The following is a 20,490-nucleotide window of genomic DNA, read 5'->3' on the forward strand; positions in this document are numbered from 1 at the left end:
TTTGTCATCCGGAAAGTGCCCGAAGCGATGAGTGGGTGGACGGCGATGGATTTGGAAACGATCAAAACGCTTATCGACTTCGTCGGCCGCTCGCGCGTTTCCGAACTTACGGTCAGCGAGCACGGTACCACCGTCCGGATATCGGCCGGCTTAGCCAAGCGAACTTCACCCGTGCCAATCCCAAATGGCCGCCGCGACCGGATCGTCGAAGTCACCCCCGCCGATGGAGGCGAGATTGCCCGTGGTGATAGCAGCCGAATGGTGAAGGCGCCTGTATTCGGAGTCCTGCATCGCTCGCCCAATCCCGGCGCCCCTGCTTTCGTCGAGGTCGGAGATGTCGTGGGGGTCGGGCAGAACCTCTGCATCGTCGAGGCGATGAAGGTCTTCAACACCGTCTCCGCCCACAGGGCCGGGCCGATCACGCGCATTCTTGCAGGCGATGGTCAGGAAGTCGAAGCCGGGCAGCCCTTGATGGAGATCGGATAATGGCGCCCGTGCAGATGGGAAAAGAGGGTAGAAGCGGGCTCCGGTTCGAGAAGGTGCTGATCGCCAACCGCGGCGAGATCGCCGCGCGCGTGCAGCGGGCTTGCCGGGAGCTCGGCCTGAGGACGGTTATGATCTGCTCGGACACCGACCGGGACGCGCCCTATGGGAAAACCGCCGATGAGTTTGTCTGCATTGGGCCAGCCGCTCCGGGCCAAAGTTACCTCAATCAGGCCGCGGTCCTGCTTGCCGCGAGGACGACCGGCGTCGGGGCAATTCACCCCGGATACGGCTTTCTTTCGGAGAATGCCGGTTTCGCGGAAGCCGTCGAAACCGCGGGACTTGTCTTCATAGGGCCGCCTGCCTCCGCGATCCGCACGATGGGCGACAAGATCGCCGCCAAACGCGCAATGATCGAAGCGGGCGTGCCATGCGTGCCCGGCCCGGACGCAGCGCTTCCCGACGACATCAAGTCGATTGAGAGCATTGCCGAAGGCATAGGATATCCGGTGATCGTCAAGGCGGCAGGCGGTGGCGGCGGCCGCGGCATGCGCGTCGTTCATGACTCCTCGGCACTCGGCGATGCCGTGTCGGTCACCCGCGAGGAGGCTAGAAGGGCGTTCGGGCGACCGGAGCTCTACATGGAGAAATTCCTCGAGCGTCCACGTCACGTCGAAATCCAGGTTCTCTGCGACAATCAGGGCAATGCCCTGTGGCTCGGCCACCGCGACTGCTCGATGCAGCGGCGCCACCAGAAGGTGGTCGAGGAAGCGCCTGCGCCCGGCATCCCCGCGGATATTGCCGCAGCGGTCGGAGAACGCTGTGCGGATGCGTGTCGACAGATCGGCTATCGGGGCGCCGGAACCTTCGAGTTCCTCTACGAGAATGGCGAGTTCTACTTCATCGAAATGAACACACGTCTGCAGGTCGAACATCCGGTGACGGAAACGACCGCGGGGATCGATATCGTTTGTGAACAGCTTCGCGTTGCCCAAGGGCTGCCGCTGTCCATTGCCCAAGCCGATGTGCGGACGCATGGCCATTCCTTCGAGTGCCGGATCAACGCCGAAGATCCGTTCACCTTCGCCGCTTCACCAGGCAAGATCATGGGTGCCGAGTTTCCGAGCGGGCCTGGCATCCGCGTCGATACCCATGTGACGACCGGCTACAAGGTATCGCCGCACTACGACTCGCTGATCGCCAAACTGATTGTCCACGCGCCGACGCGAGACCAGGCCATCCGCCGGATGCGGGTGGCATTGGCCGATACTAGGATCGACGGGATCTCGACCAATCTTCAGCTCCATCGGGAGCTCTTCGAGGACCCGGCATTCTGTGCTGGCGGGACCGATATCCACTACCTTGAGACGTGGCTGGGCGAGCGAAAGAAATGAAGGGTCGTAAGCGAAAGGGCGGTTCGATCGCCGAGCAGATATTGGATCCGGCGATCTTGGAGAAGGTCGCGCTCTGGCTCGATGATGCCGGGGTCAATTCTGTCGAGATCGAGACGGAAGACGGCCGGCTCGTGCGGATCGTGGCCGGCGCGGGCGTCTCTACCGATGACGTCGCCAGCAACCCGGATATCTCGGTTGCGCGGAACCGTGCGAAGCCCGTCAAAGCACCTATTGCGGGCCACTTCCTGCCCGTGCATCCGGCACGCGATCGTGAGGAAGCGACCGTCGGCGCTGCCGTCGTCGCGGATGAGATCATAGGTTTCGTCAAGATCGGGCCGCTCGTCATGCCCCTCCGGGTCGAAGAGGCAGGAAGGCTGGAGGGTTGCGGCATCGAGCCCGGCGCGTTGGTCGGATATGGCGACACCGTTTTTCTGATTGAGCCTGCACAATGATTTCCATTCAAAACGAACCGCTCTCAACGCCTGCCTTCATCGCTGCGGTCCCTGCCGGCGAGCCGAAGATCTCCGTCATCGGCACGGGCGCCTACCTGATCGAGGCGCCAGGCGCATTCGACCTTGAGGCACAGCGACGCATCTGGGCCCTGGCGCATGCCGTGGAGCTGTGGCCGGAAGTCCGGGAAGTCGTTCCCGGAGTGACCAACCTGCTGGTGATCCTCAAGCGGACGCCTGTGGAGCCGGAGCAATTCGAGGCTCGTCTGCGGACCGAATGGAACTGCTCGCGGGCCATCGACCTCGTCGGCAAGACAGTTGAGATTCCCGTCACCTATGGCGGCGAGCATGCAACAGACCTTGCCGCCGTCTGCGATTACACGGGGCTGACCGATCGGGAAGTCGTGCAGCTGCACTGGCAAGGCGACTACACGGTCGTGGCCCTCGGCAGCGCGCCGGGCTTTGGATACCTGCACGGCCTCGACCCACGCATCCATGTGCCGCGCAAGACCGTGCCGTCGCTCAGGATGCTCAAGGGCACGGTGACGATCGGCGGCATGCAGACGGGCGTGTCGGTCCTGACCGGCCCGAACGGCTGGAACTCGATCGGCTTTGCCGAACTGCCGATGTTCGACCCGATGAAGAATCCGCCGGCGCTGCTTGCTCCAGGCGACAAGGTCTGCTTCGTTCCCGAGAGGATCGAATTATGATCGAGGTTCTTCAGACCGGTCCCTTGAACACCGTGCAGGATCTCGGTCGGTTTGGTTTCCGCAACGCCGGTGTGACCTCGAGCGGCGCGATGGATCGGCTTGCGCTGGCGGTCGGCAACCTGCTCGTCGGCAACGACGAGGGGGAGGCCGCGCTCGAAGTCCAGACCTTTCCATTTCGCCTTCGGTTCGACCGGGACACGACCGTCGCGATCACCGGCGCGGATTGCGACGCGCGTCTCGACGGGCGGCGGCTTCCGCCGTGGTGGGCGCTAGCGGTTTCGGCCGGCCAGGTTGTGGAACTCGCTACGCCCCGACACTCAGCGCGTGCCTATCTGAGCTTTGCCGGTGGCATCGAGGTTGAGCCGGTGATGGGGTCGCGCAGCACGTCGCTTCGCGGCGGGTTCGGGGGCCTGGACGGTCGCTTTCTCGCGGCGAATGACCGGTTGGGTGTTCGCCCTGCAGGTGCCTGCGTCGTGCCGCCAGGCGGATTCGGAGCCATGCCGCCAGAGACTGCGCTGGCCGACCACTTTCCGGCGTCCGAGGACGGCACGCTTCTCGTCCGCGCCATTCCCGCCGGAGAATACGCCCTGTTCGGCGGCGAAGCCGAACGGTTCTGGTCCCAGACCTGGAAAATCTCCTCGCAAAGCGACCGTACCGGCTACCGGCTCTCCGGCGAGCCCATCAAGCTCGTTTCTCCGGTGGAACTGCGTTCGCACGGGGTCGTTCCCGGCGTCGTCCAGATGCCTCCCTCGGGCGAGGCGATCGTCCAGATGAGCGACGCCAACACCGCCGGCGGCTACCCCAAGATCGCCGGCGTCATCGACATCGATCTTTGGCGGCTGGGCCAGGCGCGGATCGGCAGCCGCTTACGGTTCGTCCGGTCGAGTGTCGCCGAGGCGCTCGCTGTGGAGCGGGCGGTAGAGACCTATCTGGGGGACATCCGTCGCACGGTGCCAATGCTCGCCGAGGCGCTCGCAGCTATGTCGCGCCGGTAATTTGCTGTGTTGACCAAGCCAAGACCAAAGGAGCCACGATGAAAATCGATCTCAATTCGGATATGGGCGAGGGTTTCGGCCCCTACCGGCTCTGCGACGACGAAGCACTCATGGAGGTCGTGTCGTCGGCCAACATCGCCTGCGGCTTTCACGCCGGCGACCCGAACACGATGGCGCGGATGGTGAGGCTCGCAAAGGCCCTAGGCGTCGCTGTCGGCGCCCATCCCGGCTTTCCCGACCGGGTCGGCTTCGGCCGTCGGGAGATGCCCGTCGAGGCTGACGAGATGCGCCAGCAGGTCCTATACCAGTTGGGTGCGTTAACCGCGATCGCCCGGGGCGAAGGCGTGCCAGTCGCCCACATCGGCTTTCACGCCGCGATGGGCAATATGATCAACCGCGATCCCGCGCTCGCCGACCTGATCATGCAAGCCGTCAGCTCGGTGGACCCGGACCTCATCGTCTTTGCAATGCCCAATACTGAAATAGAGCGGGCCGCGACGCGCGCTGGTTTGACGACCCTCACGCTCTTCCTGGCGGATCGGGCCTATGATGCGGCCGGCCAGCTTGTCTCGCGCAATCTGCCGAATTCGGTCCTCAAGGAGGAAGCCACGGTTCGTGCCCGGGTCCGCCAGTTCCTCGAAAGTGGAACGGTAACGACCATCGACAACCAGACGATCGAGATCCGCGCCCGCTCGATCCTCGTCCACAGCGACACGCCGGGTTCGCTCGAATTGGCCCGGGTCGTGCGCAGCGAGATCGAGGCTGCCGGAGCGACGATCGCGCCCGCCCGCGAGGTCCTCGCCTGCGCCGATGGCGCAACACACCTGACACATCAACGAACTTGAAAGACGGAAACCATGCCGACCCTCGCCGACCGCCTCAAGAACGTCTCCGTATCCGCGTCTGCTGCAATGACGCAGCGTGCCCGCGATCTCGCCTCACGAGACATAGACGTGGTTTCCCTGTCCTCCGGCGAGCCTGACTTCCCGACGCCGCCCCACGCGATCGAGGCCGCCCATGCCGCGGCCTTGGCGGGAGACACCAAATATCCTCCGCTCGACGGCACGCCGGCGCTCAAGGCGGCGATCGCCCGAAAGTTCAAGCGGGACAACAATCTCGACTACGAGCCCGGCCAGATCCTTGTCTCCGGTGGCGGCAAGCAGGTGATCTTCAATGCGGTGCTGGCGACCTGCAATCCGGGCGACGAGGTCGTCATACCCTCTCCCGCATGGATCAGTTATGCGGACATCGTTCGCTTCGCAGGCGGCGTCCCGGTTCCGGTCGCCTGCAGCCACGTGAACGGATTCAGGCTCAAGGCCGAGGATCTCGAAGCGGCCATCACCCCGCGGACGAAGTGGCTGTTCCTCAACTTCCCGAACAATCCGACCGGCGCGGCCTGTTCGCGCGAGGAGATGGCCGCGATCGCCGAGGTCATGCTGCGCCACCCCGATGTGTGGATCATGACCGACGACATGTACGAGCACCTCGTCTATGACGATTTCGAGTTCTGCACGATTGCCGAGGTCGAGCCCCGGCTCTACGACCGGGTGCTGACGGTCAACGGTGCCTCCAAGGCCTATGCCATGACGGGCTGGCGGCTGGGTTTCTGCGGCGGGCCGAAGGCGCTCATTTCGGGCATCAGCAACGTCAACGGCCAAAACTCGGGCGGCACCTCCACGATTACCCAGGCCGCGGCGGTGGCCGTGCTCGACGGGCCCCAGGATCTCCTGAAGGAGCGCGCGGCGATCTACCGGAAGCGGCGCGACTTTGTGCTCGACAAGCTCGCCGGCATAGACGGCCTGACCTGCCACAAGCCCGAAGGCGCTTTCTATCTCTTTCCGAGCATCGCCGGGCTTATCGGCAGGACGAGCAAGTCGGGCCACAGGATCGAAACCGACACGGATTTCGTCATGGCGCTCATCGACGAGCAGCACGTGGCGACCGTGCAGGGCGCCGCTTACGGCATGAGCCCGTTCTTCCGGATATCCTACGCGACCAGCATGGAGAAACTTGCCGAGGGTTGCGATCGGATCGCGCAGTTCTGCAGCGATCTGAAGTAAGCGCGCAAGGCTTCAGGCAGATCGCGACGCTCTGCTTGGGAGTAGGACAGTCCGGGGCTCAGCAGCCTGTTAAATCACGATGATCTTGGTTCAAATCGACCCAGATCATAAACGAGATGCAAAAAGAGTTAGAGCGGGATGCGGGCGGAAAACCGCATGCACCTTTCCTCATCCCGCTCTATGCGCTACGCCATCTCAGTAAGGCGAGATACACGGCTGCCGCGGACCGACATAGGGCTGGAACGTGTCGTCGTAAGCCCTGTAGGACCTGTAACGCGCGTAACACCAGCGCGTATGCGCATCCCCGCCATAGTAGGTTTGCCGATAATAGCGTGGCGCGTAGTAGCGCGGGCGGTAATAGGTCGGACCGTAATAGCTCGAGCCGTAATAGGCCGGACCGTAATAGCCCTCATCATAGTAGCTCGGGCCATAATACCTTGGCTGTGCCAGCAGCCCGCCGAGAATCGCGCCAGTGGCAAGTCCGCCGAGCGCCCAGGCCCAGTCGTCGCCACCGTTGTGATGATGCCCGTGGTGTCCGCCGTGATGGCCGCCATAGTGGCGCCTATATTGGATCAGTTGCACCTGCGGGGCCTCGACCTTCGGCGCAACAAATGTCGGAAACGCCATGGCCGGCGAAACGCTGGTTAGCGCCGTCGCCAGCGAGAGGGCAACCATTGCTAGCCTCTTCATTGGCTTCACCTTTCCCTCGGAACATTGCGCGTCGAATATAGCGCGGAAAGCCCTCCGTAGCACTTTATTTCCAAGCTGATGCCGACGCTGTCTGCATTTCTCGCGGCGCGATAAGCTCAGGAAATCACGGGGGGCAACCGCGCCTTGCAGATTCGTCGAGGGCCTGTTTCGCGCTACGGCCTCAGCCGCTCCGTCAGTTCGCGCAGCAGCTCCTGGACGGCGAGCGCCGGTTCGGAAAGCGGTGCGAATTCCGACACGCACAGGGAGAGCGTCTCCTCGATCTTCGGTGAGATGCTCCGGCAAATGGTCGGGCCGGCACCCTCGGATACGATGCGATCTGCCACGGCCTTCGGCATGATCGTCGCCCCAAGACCGCTGCCGACGGCGCGCGTCAGCGTCCGGATGACCTCGACCTCGCCGATCACGGTGAGATTCGCCCGGCTTCTTGCAAAAGCCGCCTCTACCGCGCGCCGCACGAAGTTGTAGGCCGGCGGCATCAGAAAGGGCAGGGGTTCCAGAGCCGAGATCGGCACCGGCGTATCGCCGGCTTCGATGCCGAACTTCTCGTGCGCGACGAGGTAGAAATCCTCCCTGAGAAGCGGATCGAAGCGCACGCCCTTCATCGGACCCGCGCCATGGATCAGCGCGATCTCCAGCCGATTGTTCATCAACATCTGGCTATAGGTTTGCCCGACACTTTCGGTGAGGTGAAGGACGATGCCGGGATGGCGCCGCCGCATTTCCGCCAGAAGCTCGAAGGACAGGGTGGCGGCGCTGCTGAATGGCGTCAGCCCGACGGACACGCGACCCGCGAGATGCTTGCCGGCCGCGGTCACGTCGGCGCGCGCCTGCTCCATCTGACGGAGGATGATCTGGGCGTGCCGGTAAACTTCGGCGCCGGCGTCTGTCATGACGACGCCCTGCTGGCTCCTTATCAGCAGTTTTGTTCCGAAATGCTCCTCCAGTGCTGCCAATTGCTGACTGAGAGCAGGCTGCGCAATATGGAGGATATCCGCAGCTCTCGTGATGCTGCCTGTGTCGACGATCACGACGAAAGATTTGAAGCGTCTGGTATCCATCGGCGAATTGCGCTCGCTGTTGCAGCCGGCCTGAATGGATACAGCCCGACTGTGTTTTTCTTGCGCGGCCCCTCAAAGCTCCTCGTTTCGAAGGGCGCAGGGCCGCGAGTCTTGCCGGACGCCCGTCCGATCACGCCCGGATCGTACAGATTAGCGTTGTGAAATCAACCGGCTACCACAGCGCGACGCGCTTCATAAGCTGGGCTTATCCCTCCAAAGGTAATCGGAATTATCGCCGGCTCGAAAGGTCAGCTAAGCTTCCTGAAACAAAGGGAAAAGCCGATGCCATTCTCCGATTACAAGACCGCGCTTGTCACCGGTGCTTCCTCCGGAATTGGAGCAGCGATTGTCGAGCGCCTTTGTGCCGAAGGGCTCGAGGTGCATGCGATCGCGCGCAGTGCCGAGCCGCTCAGCAAGCTCGCGGAGCGCACCGGCTGCGTGGCGCACGCGATCGACGTCACCGACAGAGCCGCCCTCGCAGAGCTTACACGTCGCGTGCAATTCGACATTCTCGTCAACAATGCTGGCGTCGATCGCCCCAAGAAGTTTCTGGAAGCGGAAGATGGCGACATCGACCTCCTTGTCGACGTCAATCTTCGCGCGGTTCTACATCTGTGCCGCATGGTGGTTCCGGGAATGGTGGCGCGTGACTGCGGCCATGTCGTGAACATCTCGTCGATCGCCGGCACCTACAATTTTGGTGGAAACTCCTCCTATCATGCGACGAAGGCAGGGGTCAGCATGCTGTCGAACCAGTTGCGCATCGATGCCTTCGGCAAGCGTGTCCGCGTCACCGAAATCTGCCCGGGGCGCGTGGCAACCGACATCTTCGCGCATGTGCATGGTGACAGCCCCGAGATTCGCGAACGTTTTCTCGACGGCTTCGAGCTCCCCGAGGCCAAAGACATCGCCGATGCCATCGCCTTCGCGATCGCCGCGCCGGTCGCCGTGAATATCGGCCACATGGAGATTACGCCGACGCTTCAGGTGATGGGCGGGTTGCAGACGGCAAAGCCACAGTCTCCGAAGAGCGGGGATCAAGGCGGTGAGTAGCTTCGACCTCACCGAGATTCTCGGCAATCCGGAATATGTGTCGATGCTGCTGCTCGGCATCAAGATGACCTTCGTCGTCGCGATCGGCTCCTGGACGCTCGCAATGACCTTGGCGCTCCTGCTGCTCGGGCTTCGCTACGCGCCAGGTCCGTTCGGCAATGCGTTCGTCACGGTTTACGTTTCCTATCACCGCAACGTGCCGACGCTGGTGCAACTCCTGCTCTGGTATTTTGGCATTTTCACCCTGATGCCGGATCCGGTCACCTTCTGGCTTAACGACCACAATGCCGAGGCGATCTTCGCCGTGATCGGATTGGGCCTCTGTCAGGCCGCCTATTTCAGCGAGGACCTTCGCTCCGGCATGCGGGCGGTGAGCCCCGGCCAGATGGAAGCGGCCCGCGCGCTCGGCCACAGCTATGTTTCGGCGATGCGCTTTGTCATGGTCCCGCAAGGGGTCAGAAACGCGCTGCCCGCCCTCGTCAACCACAGTGTCTCGTTGTTCAAGAACAGCAGCCTTGCCGTCGCGATCGGCGTGGCGGAGCTTACCTATGCAGTCAAGGAGATCGAAAATCTGAGCTTCCGCACCTTCGAGAGCTATCTGCTGGTTACGGTCCTCTACCTCGTGTTCTCGCTGATGATCATGGCGGCCGGCGCCTACATCGCTCGCAGAGCCGACCCGCTCAGGAGGGCACGGCCATGATCAGCGACATCATCGCCATCATCCGCGATTACTGGCTGCTGCTGCTCATCGGGCAATATCCGAATGGCCCGCTCGGGGGACTTGCGGCGACATTGATACTGTCCGTTCTCGCGATCGCCTTCGCCTTTCCGGTGAGCATTGCGCTGGCGCTCGCCCGGCTTTCAAAGTCGCCGTTCCTGAACTGGCCGGTAACCGCGCTCGTCTACTTCACTCGCGGTGTGCCGCTGCTGATGCTGATCCTGTGGGGCTACTTCCTCGTGCCGCTCGCTACGGGCGCCAATGTGCCGAGCTTCCTCACCATGCTGGTGACACTCGTCGTCTACCAGGGCGCGTTCCTGAGCGAGGTGGTCCGCGGGGGGGTCGTCGCACTCGGCCACGGTCAGATGGAGGCCGCCCGGGCGCTTGGCCACAGCTACCTCGGCGCCATGCGCTACGTGATCCTGCCCCAGGCGCTCTACAACGTCATCCCGAGCATCATCTCTGTCTTCGTCTCGACGATCAAGGATACGACGCTCGGCTACGTGATCAACGTGCCGGATCTGACCTTCGCCGCCAGCCAGATCAACAATCAGCTCCTGACGCAACCGTTCCAGGTCTTCTTCATCCTGGCGGCCGTCTACTACGTGATCTGCTGGTCGCTGACCCGGGTGGCCGTGGCGACGGAAGGAAGGATCACCCGCAAGCGCGCCGGCACGGTGCCGCTGCAAACCGCGAAGTCCCTTAAACTCGCAGCTCTCACGGATCAGCCATCATGAATACGACCGCGCCCTCGAGGAATTCGCCGATGATCGAGCTGAAAGGCGTATGCAAGAGTTACGGCCTTTACGAGGTTCTCAAGGGAATCGACGCCGAAGTGGCGCGTGGGGAGGTCGTCGTCATCTGCGGCCCGTCGGGCTCGGGTAAGTCGACATTGATCCGGACCGTCAACCGGCTTGAGGAGATCGGCAGCGGCTCAATCAGTTGCGACGGCAACAACATCCATCGGCCGATGCCTGCCAAGGAACTCAACCGGTTGCGCAGCCGCATAGGTTTCGTTTTCCAGAGCTTCAATCTGTTTCCGCACCTGTCGGCCATCGAAAACATTGCGATGTCGCCGATCCGTGTAAAGGGTGTTTCGCGCGACGCCGCCTACGCCAAGGCCACTCAGCTCCTGGAGCGTGTCGGTCTCACCGAGAAGGCCAATGCCTATCCCGGCCAACTCTCGGGCGGGCAGCAGCAGCGCGTCGCGATCGCGCGCGCATTGGCGATGGAACCGCCCGTGATGCTGTTCGACGAGCCGACGAGCGCACTCGACCCTGAAATGGTCGGCGAGGTCCTCTCGGTCATCAAGGGCCTCGCGGCAGACGGCATGACGATGATGTGCGTTACGCACGAGATGGGATTTGCGCGTGATGTCGCGGATCGCGTCTGGTTCATCGACCAGGGGCAGATCGTCGAGTCCGCGCCCCCCGAAGAATTTTTCTCTCGCCCTCAAACCACGCGAGCGCAGCGCTTCTTGAGCGAATTGCGGCACTAACCAAAAAGCCAACCCCAGAGGAGACCAAAGCAATGAAAATGAAGTCATGGACGCTCGGCGTCGCGCTCGTGGTGACCGCCGTTGCCGGTCCGGCAAAGGCAGACAAGCTAGCTGACATCACGGCGGCCAAGGTGATCCGTTGCGGAACTTTCGCCGACGTCCCGCCCTTCGCCGCGCCGGACCCGGCAACGCGCGAGATGGCGGGCTTCGACGTCGATCTCTGCAACGCGATTGCCCGCGAACTCGGCGTCAAGGCGGAGATCAAGCCTCTCTCAGTCGAAGCGCGCGTTCCGGAAGTGAAGCTCGGGCATGTCGATATCGCGGTGGCCAATCTTGCCTATACGCTCAGCCGCGCCGAACAGATCGAGTTCAGCCATCCCTATTATCTCGCCAAGGAAATGCTGATCGTGAAGGCGGACGACCCCGGCCAGAAGAAGGCCGATTTCGCCGGCGTCCGGCTCGCCTCGACGAAGGGTTCGACATCGGAACTTGCCATCCGCAAGAACGAGTCGAAGCCGCTGACCTTCCAGGATACCGGCTCGGCCTATCTGGCGGTTCAGCAAGGCAAGGCACGCGGCCTGGTCGCCAATACGATGACGACGACGAAGATCGTCAACGAATCCAAGACCAAGGGCGCCGAGATGCGGATGATCGAAGAACCCATGCTCTTCCAGCCGATCGGCATCGGGATGAAGAAGGACGAGCCGGCTTTGACCGCGAAGATCAACGAAATACTGGTCTCGCTCGATAAGTCCGGTGAGATCAACAAGATCTGGGACAAGTGGCTCGGACCGAGCACCGAGTACAAGATGACCCGCACCGACAAGGTCGTCCCGATCACCGAACTGAAATTCGAGCCGATCCCCTAATCACTAAAGCGCGCCGCGTTCACACGTATTCACGCGGCGCGCTTTAGGTCTTTGTCTTTGTGTATGTCGTCATCCCAAACCGCTGCACACTTTTGGGCGACGTGCATGAGCAGCAATGAATGTCCCTTTCCCAGATGCGGCCTGAGTTCGAGCCGCATAACGGGGCAGTTGTGCCCGCATGCGGTGGAGCCCCGCAGCGATCATCAAAACAACACCGGCAGGCGTCGGTGCCGCAAGGAGAAACCTCAAATGGTCAAACTGAAGCAAAGGTTCGAGCGCCCGAGCAAGGACGAGATCGAGGCCATCGCCAGATTTTCGCCGGCGACCCTTCATGAAGCCCAGGGCCGCAGGGGCGCGCTGTCGTCCCGGCTGAAGCCGATCGACTATCGGATGAAGCTCTGCGGCCCCGCCTTCACGGTCAAATGCGCGCCGCGCGACAACATCATGCTCCAGGTCGCGATCAACTACGCTGAGCCCGGCGACATCATCGTCGTTTCCGCCGGCGAATATGAGGAGGCGGGGTCGTTCGGCGATGTGCTCGCCAATGCCTGCCTCGCGAAGGGCATCGGCGGTCTCGTCACTGACACGGGTGTTCGAGACACATTGCAACTGCGGGAACTCGGCTTCCCGGTCTTTTCCCTCAGCGTCTGCATCAAGGGCACTGTCAAGGAGACGCTCGGCGCCACCAACGAGCCGATCCTGATTGGCGACGAAATCGTGCATCCCGGTGATATCATCGTCGGTGACGCGGATGGACTGGTCGTCGTTCGGCGGTCGGAGGCGCGTGACGTGGCGAAGCTGGCGCAGGCCCGGGAGGACGCCGAGGCCGACTACATTGCCGCATACAAGGCTGGCAAGTCGGTCATTGAAGTCAGCAAACTGGAAGCCGTCCTGAAAGCAAAGGGTCTCGTCGTCGAAGAGTGACGCGACTGGCTCTTCGTGCTCGCCAGTTACCCCTTCAAGCCGCTCGGCTTCCGCCGCGATGTGCTCCGGAAGCCGCCCCCGACTTCCCTCCAATGAAAGAAGGGGGTTGGCCGATACCGTGGTCTGATATAGACATGTGCTCGTGTGTTGCCAGAAGCAGTTTCTCAGCGACTCGAAACCGGATGCCGTTTCAGGAGAGGATTTCTTTCTCTCCGCTCTCTCGACGGATCCGGACAGTTGGGCCCTATTCCTCGATATCGACGGTACTCTGCTGGACCTCGCCGCAACGCCGGACGCCGTAACCGTTCCGCCTTCGCTGCCTGCAAATCTCGATACCTTGTCGAGAGAACTCGGAGGTGCCTTGGCGCTCGTGACCGGTCGCGCTCTTGACTATGTCGACCAGCTTTTCCGTCTGTCCCATTTTCCGATCGCCGGACTTCACGGTGCCGAGCGCCGCGATCCGGATGGTCTCGTGCACAAAGCCGCAGCGACGGCGGAATTCGAGCGGCTGAAGGCCGGCCTTGTCGCCGAGACTGCCAACTGGGCGGGCGTTCTAATTGAGGGCAAGGGAGCGGCAGTCGCCGCCCATTACCGGCTGGCGCCGGACAGAAAACCCGAAGTTGAACTGCTGATGGAACGGGCGTTGATCCGGGCGGGGCCGAACTGGACGATCCAGCACGGCAAGATGGTGATCGAGATCCGCCCGGCCCGCGCCGACAAGGGCCACGCGGTCGCGGCGTTTCTCGCGCAGCCAGCCTTCGCCGGCAGACGCGCGCTGGCGATCGGGGATGATGTGACAGACGAAGCGATGTTTCGCACGGTCAACAGGCTCGGCGGCTATTCGATCCGCATCGGACCGCATTTACCCGCGAGCGAAGCGCTTGGCTCCATTCCCTCCGCCAATGCCTTGCGCAGCATTATCGCCGCATTGGCCTCCTGAATATTTGAGCGCCTGACATATTTTCATGCAGGAAAGGAATTCGGCATGAGCCGTCTCGTCATTGTGTCCAATCGCGTGCCCGTTCCGGACAAGGGCGGCATTGCGCCGGCCGGCGGGTTGGCGGTTGCGCTGAAAGCCGCCCTCGAAGAGCAGGGCGGCATATGGATGGGCTGGTCGGGACGATCGAGCGGCGAGCAAGAGCCGCAGCCGCTTGCGCAACTGCAGCAGGGCAATATTACCTATGCTCTGACGGATCTGACCGATACCGATGTTGAGGAATACTACCACGGCTTCGCCAATCGGGTTCTCTGGCCGATCTGCCACTACCGGCTTGATCTCGCCGAATACGGCCGCAAGGAAATGGCCGGGTATTTCCGCGTCAACCGCTTCTTCGGCCGTCGGTTGGCGCCGCTTGTCAAACCTGATGACGTCATCTGGGTGCACGACTACCATTTGATTCCTCTCGCAGCGGAACTGCGTCAAATGGGCCTGAAGAACCGCATCGGCTTCTTCCTTCACATTCCCTGGCCGCCTGCCGACGTGCTCTTCACGATGCCCGTTCATGAGGAGATCATGCGTGGCCTGTCGCACTACGATGTCGTCGGCTTTCAGACCGATCATGACCTTGAGAATTTCGCCGGTTGTCTGAGGCGGGAAGGCATTGGTGACGAACTTGGAGGAGGGCGCTTCACTGCCTATGATCGCATATTCAAGGGTGGCACCTATGCAATTGGTATCGAAACTGCGGCCTTCGCCGAATTCGCCGAAAAGGCGTCGACCAACAAGACAGTCAAGAAAGCGCGTGAAAGCATCGAGCACCGCAGTCTGATCATGGGTGTCGATCGCCTCGACTACTCCAAGGGGATTACCCAGCGCATCGACGCGTTTGAGCGTTTCATTCTGGCCAATCCGGCACAGCAGGGGCGGGTCACCTATCTGCAGATCACGCCGAAGTCCCGCTCCGAAGTTCCGGAGTATGAGGCCATGCAGCGCACTGTTGCCGAACAGGCCGGCAGAGTGAACGGTGCGCTCGGCGCCGTCGATTGGGTGCCCATACGCTATATCAACCGCTCGGTGGGCCGGCACATTCTTGCCGGGCTTTACCGGCTTGGCAGAGTGGGGCTGGTGACGCCGCTTCGAGACGGGATGAACCTCGTCGCCAAGGAATATGTGGCCGCGCAGGACCCCGATGATCCGGGCGTGCTGGTGCTTTCGCGTTTCGCCGGAGCTGCCTGCGAGCTAAGGGGTGCGTTGCTTGTCAACCCATACGACATAGAGGGTACCGCCAACGCCATGGCGCGCGCGCTCAGCATGCCGCTGGAAGAGCGGAAGGAGCGATGGAAGACGATGATGGATCACCTGCTGGAGCACGATGTCTCGCGCTGGTGCCGGGATTTTCTCAACGATCTAACCACACGGGACCAGTGCGGTTAGAGCTCCTTGGTCAAGCACCATCAATGCGCACCGATGGCGTGCCGGTATTGGACCGTGACCGGTTATACTCGAATGGCTGGTGGGGAAGCCGCAGCGGCTTGCCTCTCGAGTGTACGGCCCTGCGCATCGCACGCTCGCAGGGATACCCAATGGTCGGCTAAAACGCTGCAGCGGCAGAGTTGTTGTGGTTGACAACGGAAAGGCTTTGCGTATTGTACGCGAATTGGTATGACCACTTGGCCACCAGCCGCTAGGGCTCGCGTCGGCCTGCAGCGAGGATATGATGTTCTCTGCCGTGGAATCGCGCCGCCTGTACCGGCAGGTGGCGGACCAGATGCGAGGCCTGATCGAGCGGGGTGAATTGGCTCCGGGCTCCCGGCTTCCGGCCGAGCGGGAGCTTGCGCAGAAGCTGGGCGTGTCCCGCCCGACCGTCAGGGAAGCATTGATCGTGCTCGAGGTCGAAGGCTTCATCGATATTCGCATGGGATCCGGCATTTACGTCACGGCGCGCAAGGCGCCGGCAGCCGATGTGCCGCCGGAGGATTTCGAAGGGCCGTTCGAATTGCTGCGGGCCCGGGCGGTCGTCGAATGCGCGATCGCCGAGGAGGCGGCTCGGCTGGCGCGGCCCGAACACATAGAAGTCCTTGACGATAACCTGGCGCGCATGGCCGCCGCGCTCGAGGATCGGCGTGAGGCGCTGGCGATCGATCGCGAGTTCCATGTCATCGTCTCAAGCATCATCGCCAACCAGACGCTGAACCGCTTTGTCGGCAGTATCCACGACATGCGCATGACGCCCTATTTCGAGAAGCTCGCCAGCTATTTCGAAAACACCGACACCTGGCGGGCGGCGATGGAGGAACATCGCGTCATCCGCGACGCGATCGCCGCGGGCGATCCTGCCGCCGCACGGGCCGCGATGCGAGCGCATCTCGATCAATCGCAGCTTCGCCTTTCGGCCAGCTTCGGGGAGGAGCCGTCCGACAGCACGACACCGGCCGCATGGAGGCGTGCCGGCAGCAGTCAGTAAAGCATGCAGTGACTTCACTTTGGGAGGAGTAAGAAGATGAAAGTCAGACTGTTAACGCTACTCGGCGCAACCGCGGCCATCCTGGGTTCGGCCTTGGCAGCGCAGGCCCAGACGGCGCTCAAATGGGCGCATGTCTACGAGACGTCGGAGCCGTTTCACACTGAATCCGTCTGGGCGGCCGAGGAGATCGGCAAGCGCACCGAGGGACGTTACAAGGTCGACGTCTTCCCGGCCTCGCAGCTTGGCAAGGAAGCGGATCTGAACCAGGGCCTGAAGCTCGGCACGGTCGATATCATCATTTCCGGTTCGAGCTTTGCCGCGCGTGAATATGCGCCGATCGGCGTCACCTATTTCCCCTATACGTTTCGCGATCCCGCCCATCTGATCGCCTATACCAAGAGCGACGTCTTCAAGCGCCTGGCGGCAGGCTATGAGGAGGCTTCCGGCAACCACATCACCGCGGTAACCTATTACGGTACGCGCCACACCACGTCGAACAAGCCGATCGCTAAATGCGCCGACATGCAAGGGCTGAAGATGCGCGTCCCCGACGTCCCGGCCTATCTCGCCATGCCGCGCGCCTGCGGCGCCAACACGACGCCGATCGCCTTCGCCGAGGTCTATCTCGCTCTGCAGAACGGCACGGTCGAGGCCCAGGAGAACCCGCTGACGACCATCGAAGCGAAGAAGTTCTTCGAGGTGCAGAAGCACATCGTGCTGACCGGCCATATCGTCGATCATCTGAACACTGTCGTTTCGAAGAACCTGTGGTCGCAGCTCTCCGATGCCGACAAGCAGATTTTCACCGAGGTGATGCAGGAGGCTGCGGAGCGCGCCACCAAGATCATCGAGGAGCGCGAAAAGGCGCTCGTTTCGACCTTCAAGGAGCGCGGTCTCGATGTGGCCGAGGTCGACAAGGCCGATTTCGAGGCGACCGTCATGGACAAGGTCGCGCTTGAGGACTTCGGCTACAAGAAGGAGGACTGGGAGGCGATCCGCGCCGTCAAGTGAACCGCCTTTGTCGGCTCGCTGGATGGCGGGCCGACATTCCGTTTCTCAAAACGCCGGATGATCGCCCATGTCACAGGAAATCCATTTGCAAGTGACGCCGGAGGAAATCGCTCATTCCTTCGACGAGGCTCCGCCCGCCGCGGATGTCTCCAGCTACGCCTCCGAGGATTGGGTGACGCTCGCCGTCTTCTGGGTAATGACGGGATGCGTGTTCCTGCAGTTTTTCACCCGCTACGTTCTCAACGATTCCTATGCCTGGACGGAGGAGATCGCCACCAACTGCCTGATCGGCGTGGTGTTCCTGGGCTCGGTCATGTGCGTTCGCGTCTCCCGCCACATCCAGGTCGACGTGCTCTACCACTATCTTCCGCGGCCGCTGGCGCGGGCGATGGCGATCTTCGTCGATCTGGTGCGCATCGGTTTCTTTGCTTATGCCTGCTGGCTGATGTGGCGCTATGTGGCGATCGTCGCCCATGAACGCATGGTGACCGTCGACCTGCCGCGCAACATCGTCTTCTACAGCGTCATGGCCGGCTTCGTGATGATGCTCGTCCGCTCGGTCCAGGTGTTCATCGCCAATCAACGCCGCGGCTATTCGGTTCTCGAGAAGCCCGAGGAATTCCAGAAGGTCGAGGACTGATCCATGTTGCTGCTCGTCGGTTCGTTTCTGGTGCTGATGGTGGTTGGCGTTCCCGTCGCCATCTCCATGGCCGTGGCGTCGGTCCTCTATCTGGTCTTCTACAATGTCGCGCCTGACATCATCGCGGCGCAGCGGATGATTGCCGGGGTCGAGAGCTTTCCGCTCCTGGCGGTGCCGTTCTTCATCCTCGCCGGCAACCTGATGAATTCCGCCGGCGTCACCGGCCGCATCTATTCCTTCGCCGTCGCGCTCGTGGGCTGGATGAAGGGCGGGCTGGCGCAGGTCAACATCATCGGCTCGGTGATCTTTTCGGGCATGTCCGGCACGGCGCTCGCCGATGCCGCCGGCATCGGCACGATCGAGATCAAGGCGATGAAGGATCACGGCTATCCGGTGGAAACCGCGGTCGGCGTCACCGCCGCATCGGCGACGCTCGGGCCCATCTTCCCGCCGTCGCTGCCCTTCGTCATCTACGGCATGATGGCCAATGTCTCGATCGGCGCGCTGTTCATGGCCGGCATCGTGCCGGGCGTGGTGATGACTGTGCTGATGATGCTGACGGTCGCGATTTTCGCCTACCGGCGCGGCTGGGGTTCGGATACGCCCTTCGAGATCAGACGGCTGCTCTCGGCTTCGGTGGAAGTAGTCGTCGTGCTTTCGGTGCCGGTCGTCATCTATCTTCTGATGTCGGCGGGGCTGTCGATGAACGTCGCCGTCGGCCTGGCACTCGCCGTGCTTCTGGCGCTCGACTGGTATTTCGACTTTTCGGCGGTCATGGCGCTGATGACGCCGGTGATCCTGATCGGCGGCATGACGATGGGCTGGTTCACGCCGACGGAAGCAGCGGTCGCCGCTGTCCTCTGGTCGCTGTTCCTGGGCCTTGTCCGCTACCGGACGATGACGATGTCGACGCTGGCGCGGGCGACCTTCGATACGATCGAGACGACCGCTTCGGTGCTGTTCATCGTCACCGCCGCCTCGATCTTCGCCTGGCTGCTGACGGTCAGCCAGGCCGCCCAACTGCTCTCGGGCGCGATCCTGACGATCACCGACAACAAGTGGGTGTTCCTGATCCTCGTGAACCTCTTGATGCTATTCGTCGGCTGCTTCCTGGATACGATCGCGGCGATCACCATCCTTGTGCCGATCCTCTTGCCGTTGACGGCGCAATTCGGCATCGATCCGGTGCATTTCGGCCTGATCATGACCCTCAACCTGATGATCGGCCTGCTTCACCCGCCGCTCGGGATGGTGCTCTTCGTGCTGTCTCGGGTGGCCAAGCTCTCGGTCGAGCGGACGACGATGGCGATCTTGCCCTGGCTCCTGCCGCTCTTCATTGCGCTCATCCTGATCACCTTCGTCCCGGCGGTAACGCTGTGGCTGCCGGCCGCGGTCGGACTGATCCGATGAGGGCGGGAGGCGTGAGGCATGCGCGCGTCGCCCGGCTCTACGACCGGCGCGACCTCAGGGTGGAGATGGCGGAGATTGCAGCGCCTGACGAGGGCGAGGTCCTCCTGAAGATGGCGGCCTGCGGCATTTGCGGCTCCGATCTCCACTACTACCAGGACGGCGGCTTCGGCCCGGTGCGGGTGCAGGAGCCGATCATTCCCGGGCACGAGGCCTCGGGGCATGTCGCGGCGCTCGGTGCAGGGATCTCAGGACTTGCAGTCGGCGAACTGGTGGCGGTGAACCCGAGTAAGCCATGCGGCACCTGCCACTTCTGCCGCGAAGGACTCGCGATCCATTGCCTGAACATGCATTTCATGGGCAGCGCCATGCGCTTGCCTCACGCGCAGGGCATGTTTCGCGACTGGCTCGTCGTTCCAGCGGGCCAGTGTTTTCCGGCCGGCAGGCTGGTCAGCGCCGGCGAAGCGGCCTGCGCGGAACCGCTGGCGGTCTCCCTGCACGCGGTGGGGCAGGCCGGAGATCTCACCGGCAAGCAGGTACTCGTCACCGGTGCTGGGCCGATCGGCGCACTCGTCGTTGCGGCCGCCCGCCAGGCGGGGGCGGAAGCAATCGTGGTCACCGACCTCGCCGATGCGGCGCTCGCGCGGGCCGAAGCCATGGGCGCGACGCGGGTTGTCAACATTCGCCGCGATCCGGCGGGTCTGGCCGAGTACGAGACCGACAAGGGCCAGTTCGACGTCGTCTTCGAGTGCTCGGCCGCCGAGCCGGCGCTGCGCGGCGCGATCGCTGCGGTCAGGCCGCGTGGGCTGATCGTGCAGGTCGGGGTGACCGGCGACATCACCCTGCCGCTCAACGGGCTGGTCGGCAAGGAGCTGCGGTGGATCGGGTCGCAGCGGTTCGACGATGAATTCGCCGGGGCCGTCGCGCTCATCGCCGAGCGCAGGATCGATGTGCGGCCGATCATCTCGCATGCCTTTCCGGTCGATCAGGCGGTGCAGGCCTTCGAACAGGCCGGCGACCGATCGTCCGCCTGCAAGGTGCAGCTGACATTTCATGGTCCGAATTGAATACGGGAAGCGGGCGGAAGACCGCTCGGAAGGAGTTGG

General features: G+C 62.6%; 22 protein-coding genes. 20 read left to right on the plus strand and 2 right to left on the minus strand.

Features of this window, described 5'->3' with window-relative positions:
* Positions 1 to 45: 45 nt before the first annotated feature.
* From ATC00_RS24285 to ATC00_RS24315, 7 genes are read left to right on the plus strand one after another with little or no spacing between them, the layout of a single operon-like run.
* Positions 46 to 486, plus strand: coding sequence for an acetyl-CoA carboxylase biotin carboxyl carrier protein (locus tag ATC00_RS24285; RefSeq protein WP_064254710.1), 441 nt, complete (start codon positions 46 to 48; stop codon positions 484 to 486).
* Positions 486 to 1,877, plus strand: a complete 1,392-nt coding sequence (gene accC, locus ATC00_RS24290; protein WP_064254711.1) for an acetyl-CoA carboxylase biotin carboxylase subunit — start codon at positions 486 to 488, stop codon at positions 1,875 to 1,877. Before ATC00_RS24285 ends, accC begins: the two co-directional genes overlap by 1 nt.
* 41 nt (positions 1,878 to 1,918) lie before the next feature.
* Positions 1,919 to 2,329: a biotin/lipoyl attachment domain-containing protein gene (locus tag ATC00_RS24295; RefSeq protein WP_234782416.1), complete on the plus strand. Its 411-nt coding sequence runs from the start codon at positions 1,919 to 1,921 to the stop codon at positions 2,327 to 2,329.
* A complete protein-coding gene (pxpB, locus tag ATC00_RS24300) occupies positions 2,326 to 3,036 on the plus strand; it encodes a 5-oxoprolinase subunit PxpB (protein ID WP_064254713.1) in 711 nt (236 codons plus the stop codon). Before ATC00_RS24295 ends, pxpB begins: the two co-directional genes overlap by 4 nt.
* Positions 3,033 to 4,031 (plus strand): 5-oxoprolinase subunit C family protein, encoded by a 999-nt coding sequence (locus ATC00_RS24305; RefSeq protein WP_064254714.1) that lies wholly within the window; start codon positions 3,033 to 3,035, stop codon positions 4,029 to 4,031. The genes pxpB and ATC00_RS24305 overlap by 4 nt, the downstream gene beginning before the upstream one ends.
* A 38-nt stretch (positions 4,032 to 4,069) precedes the next feature.
* Positions 4,070 to 4,876, plus strand: a complete 807-nt coding sequence (locus ATC00_RS24310) for a 5-oxoprolinase subunit PxpA (RefSeq protein WP_064254715.1) — start codon at positions 4,070 to 4,072, stop codon at positions 4,874 to 4,876.
* Positions 4,877 to 4,888: 12 nt separating this feature from the next.
* The gene (locus ATC00_RS24315) at positions 4,889 to 6,091 is read left to right on the plus strand and encodes a pyridoxal phosphate-dependent aminotransferase (RefSeq protein WP_064254716.1); all 1,203 of its coding nucleotides are present in this window, start codon (positions 4,889 to 4,891) and stop codon (positions 6,089 to 6,091) included.
* Between the two features lie 195 nt (positions 6,092 to 6,286).
* Here the strand turns inward: ATC00_RS24315 and ATC00_RS24320 are convergent, their stop codons facing one another.
* Positions 6,287 to 6,781 (minus strand): BA14K family protein, encoded by a 495-nt coding sequence (locus ATC00_RS24320; RefSeq protein ID WP_064254717.1) that lies wholly within the window; start codon positions 6,779 to 6,781, stop codon positions 6,287 to 6,289.
* A gap of 173 nt (positions 6,782 to 6,954) precedes the next feature.
* Positions 6,955 to 7,860, minus strand: a complete 906-nt coding sequence (locus ATC00_RS24325; protein WP_064254718.1) for a LysR substrate-binding domain-containing protein — start codon at positions 7,858 to 7,860, stop codon at positions 6,955 to 6,957.
* A gap of 282 nt (positions 7,861 to 8,142) precedes the next feature.
* Between ATC00_RS24325 and ATC00_RS24330 the strand changes: the two genes are divergently transcribed.
* The 13 genes from ATC00_RS24330 to ATC00_RS24390 all read left to right on the plus strand — a co-directional run bounded on the left by ATC00_RS24330 (position 8,143) and on the right by ATC00_RS24390 (position 20,451).
* Positions 8,143 to 8,913 (plus strand): SDR family oxidoreductase, encoded by a 771-nt coding sequence (locus ATC00_RS24330; protein ID WP_064254719.1) that lies wholly within the window; start codon positions 8,143 to 8,145, stop codon positions 8,911 to 8,913.
* Positions 8,906 to 9,613 carry an amino acid ABC transporter permease gene (locus ATC00_RS24335; RefSeq protein ID WP_064254720.1) on the plus strand — a complete coding sequence of 236 codons (708 nt, stop codon included), beginning with the start codon at positions 8,906 to 8,908 and terminating at the stop codon, positions 9,611 to 9,613. Before ATC00_RS24330 ends, ATC00_RS24335 begins: the two co-directional genes overlap by 8 nt.
* Positions 9,610 to 10,368 (plus strand): amino acid ABC transporter permease, encoded by a 759-nt coding sequence (locus tag ATC00_RS24340; protein WP_064254721.1) that lies wholly within the window; start codon positions 9,610 to 9,612, stop codon positions 10,366 to 10,368. The genes ATC00_RS24335 and ATC00_RS24340 overlap by 4 nt, the downstream gene beginning before the upstream one ends.
* Positions 10,365 to 11,129, plus strand: a complete 765-nt coding sequence (locus tag ATC00_RS24345) for an amino acid ABC transporter ATP-binding protein (RefSeq protein ID WP_064254722.1) — start codon at positions 10,365 to 10,367, stop codon at positions 11,127 to 11,129. Before ATC00_RS24340 ends, ATC00_RS24345 begins: the two co-directional genes overlap by 4 nt.
* Positions 11,130 to 11,161: 32 nt before the next feature.
* Complete coding sequence (locus ATC00_RS24350; protein ID WP_064254723.1) at positions 11,162 to 11,998, plus strand: ABC transporter substrate-binding protein; 837 nt, start codon at positions 11,162 to 11,164, stop codon at positions 11,996 to 11,998.
* Between the two features lie 249 nt (positions 11,999 to 12,247).
* Positions 12,248 to 12,922, plus strand: coding sequence for a 4-carboxy-4-hydroxy-2-oxoadipate aldolase/oxaloacetate decarboxylase (locus ATC00_RS24355; protein WP_064254724.1), 675 nt, complete (start codon positions 12,248 to 12,250; stop codon positions 12,920 to 12,922).
* Between the two features lie 142 nt (positions 12,923 to 13,064).
* Positions 13,065 to 13,862, plus strand: coding sequence for a trehalose-phosphatase (gene otsB / locus ATC00_RS24360; protein WP_064254948.1), 798 nt, complete (start codon positions 13,065 to 13,067; stop codon positions 13,860 to 13,862).
* Between the two features lie 45 nt (positions 13,863 to 13,907).
* Positions 13,908 to 15,296 (plus strand): alpha,alpha-trehalose-phosphate synthase (UDP-forming), encoded by a 1,389-nt coding sequence (otsA, locus tag ATC00_RS24365; RefSeq protein WP_064254725.1) that lies wholly within the window; start codon positions 13,908 to 13,910, stop codon positions 15,294 to 15,296.
* Between the two features lie 283 nt (positions 15,297 to 15,579).
* Positions 15,580 to 16,326 (plus strand): FadR/GntR family transcriptional regulator, encoded by a 747-nt coding sequence (locus ATC00_RS24370; RefSeq protein WP_064254726.1) that lies wholly within the window; start codon positions 15,580 to 15,582, stop codon positions 16,324 to 16,326.
* Between the two features lie 36 nt (positions 16,327 to 16,362).
* Positions 16,363 to 17,337 (plus strand): sialic acid TRAP transporter substrate-binding protein SiaP, encoded by a 975-nt coding sequence (locus tag ATC00_RS24375; protein WP_064254727.1) that lies wholly within the window; start codon positions 16,363 to 16,365, stop codon positions 17,335 to 17,337.
* Positions 17,338 to 17,404: 67 nt separating this feature from the next.
* Positions 17,405 to 17,977 (plus strand): TRAP transporter small permease, encoded by a 573-nt coding sequence (locus tag ATC00_RS24380; RefSeq protein ID WP_064254728.1) that lies wholly within the window; start codon positions 17,405 to 17,407, stop codon positions 17,975 to 17,977.
* A gap of 3 nt (positions 17,978 to 17,980) precedes the next feature.
* On the plus strand, positions 17,981 to 19,387 hold the full coding sequence (locus ATC00_RS24385) for a TRAP transporter large permease (RefSeq protein ID WP_064254729.1): 1,407 nt from the start codon (positions 17,981 to 17,983) through the stop codon (positions 19,385 to 19,387).
* Positions 19,384 to 20,451 carry an L-idonate 5-dehydrogenase gene (locus ATC00_RS24390; protein ID WP_064254949.1) on the plus strand — a complete coding sequence of 356 codons (1,068 nt, stop codon included), beginning with the start codon at positions 19,384 to 19,386 and terminating at the stop codon, positions 20,449 to 20,451. Before ATC00_RS24385 ends, ATC00_RS24390 begins: the two co-directional genes overlap by 4 nt.
* The last annotated feature ends 39 nt before the right edge of the window (positions 20,452 to 20,490 follow it).

The sequence above is a fragment of the Sinorhizobium americanum genome, from assembly GCF_001651855.1.
Lineage (GTDB): Bacteria > Pseudomonadota > Alphaproteobacteria > Rhizobiales > Rhizobiaceae > Sinorhizobium > Sinorhizobium americanum.

What these genes read in the sequence shown, in the direction of transcription:
- ATC00_RS24305 (WP_064254714.1), top strand. Translation starts at nt 3,033, where the DNA reads ATGATCGAGGTTCTTCAGACCGGTCCCTTGAACACCGTGCAGGATCTC.
- ATC00_RS24390 (WP_064254949.1), top strand. Translation starts at nt 19,384, where the DNA reads ATGAGGGCGGGAGGCGTGAGGCATGCGCGCGTCGCCCGGCTCTACGAC.
- pxpB (WP_064254713.1), top strand. Translation starts at nt 2,326, where the DNA reads ATGATTTCCATTCAAAACGAACCGCTCTCAACGCCTGCCTTCATCGCT.
- ATC00_RS24355 (WP_064254724.1), top strand. Translation starts at nt 12,248, where the DNA reads ATGGTCAAACTGAAGCAAAGGTTCGAGCGCCCGAGCAAGGACGAGATC.
- ATC00_RS24345 (WP_064254722.1), top strand. Translation starts at nt 10,365, where the DNA reads ATGAATACGACCGCGCCCTCGAGGAATTCGCCGATGATCGAGCTGAAA.
- ATC00_RS24310 (WP_064254715.1), top strand. Translation starts at nt 4,070, where the DNA reads ATGAAAATCGATCTCAATTCGGATATGGGCGAGGGTTTCGGCCCCTAC.
- otsA (WP_064254725.1), top strand. Translation starts at nt 13,908, where the DNA reads ATGAGCCGTCTCGTCATTGTGTCCAATCGCGTGCCCGTTCCGGACAAG.
- accC (WP_064254711.1), top strand. Translation starts at nt 486, where the DNA reads ATGGCGCCCGTGCAGATGGGAAAAGAGGGTAGAAGCGGGCTCCGGTTC.
- ATC00_RS24340 (WP_064254721.1), top strand. Translation starts at nt 9,610, where the DNA reads ATGATCAGCGACATCATCGCCATCATCCGCGATTACTGGCTGCTGCTG.
- ATC00_RS24315 (WP_064254716.1), top strand. Translation starts at nt 4,889, where the DNA reads ATGCCGACCCTCGCCGACCGCCTCAAGAACGTCTCCGTATCCGCGTCT.
- ATC00_RS24350 (WP_064254723.1), top strand. Translation starts at nt 11,162, where the DNA reads ATGAAAATGAAGTCATGGACGCTCGGCGTCGCGCTCGTGGTGACCGCC.
- ATC00_RS24330 (WP_064254719.1), top strand. Translation starts at nt 8,143, where the DNA reads ATGCCATTCTCCGATTACAAGACCGCGCTTGTCACCGGTGCTTCCTCC.
- ATC00_RS24325 (WP_064254718.1), bottom strand. Translation starts at nt 7,860, where the DNA reads ATGGATACCAGACGCTTCAAATCTTTCGTCGTGATCGTCGACACAGGC.
- ATC00_RS24370 (WP_064254726.1), top strand. Translation starts at nt 15,580, where the DNA reads ATGTTCTCTGCCGTGGAATCGCGCCGCCTGTACCGGCAGGTGGCGGAC.
- ATC00_RS24385 (WP_064254729.1), top strand. Translation starts at nt 17,981, where the DNA reads ATGTTGCTGCTCGTCGGTTCGTTTCTGGTGCTGATGGTGGTTGGCGTT.
- ATC00_RS24285 (WP_064254710.1), top strand. Translation starts at nt 46, where the DNA reads ATGGATTTGGAAACGATCAAAACGCTTATCGACTTCGTCGGCCGCTCG.
- ATC00_RS24380 (WP_064254728.1), top strand. Translation starts at nt 17,405, where the DNA reads ATGTCACAGGAAATCCATTTGCAAGTGACGCCGGAGGAAATCGCTCAT.
- ATC00_RS24320 (WP_064254717.1), bottom strand. Translation starts at nt 6,781, where the DNA reads ATGAAGAGGCTAGCAATGGTTGCCCTCTCGCTGGCGACGGCGCTAACC.
- ATC00_RS24375 (WP_064254727.1), top strand. Translation starts at nt 16,363, where the DNA reads ATGAAAGTCAGACTGTTAACGCTACTCGGCGCAACCGCGGCCATCCTG.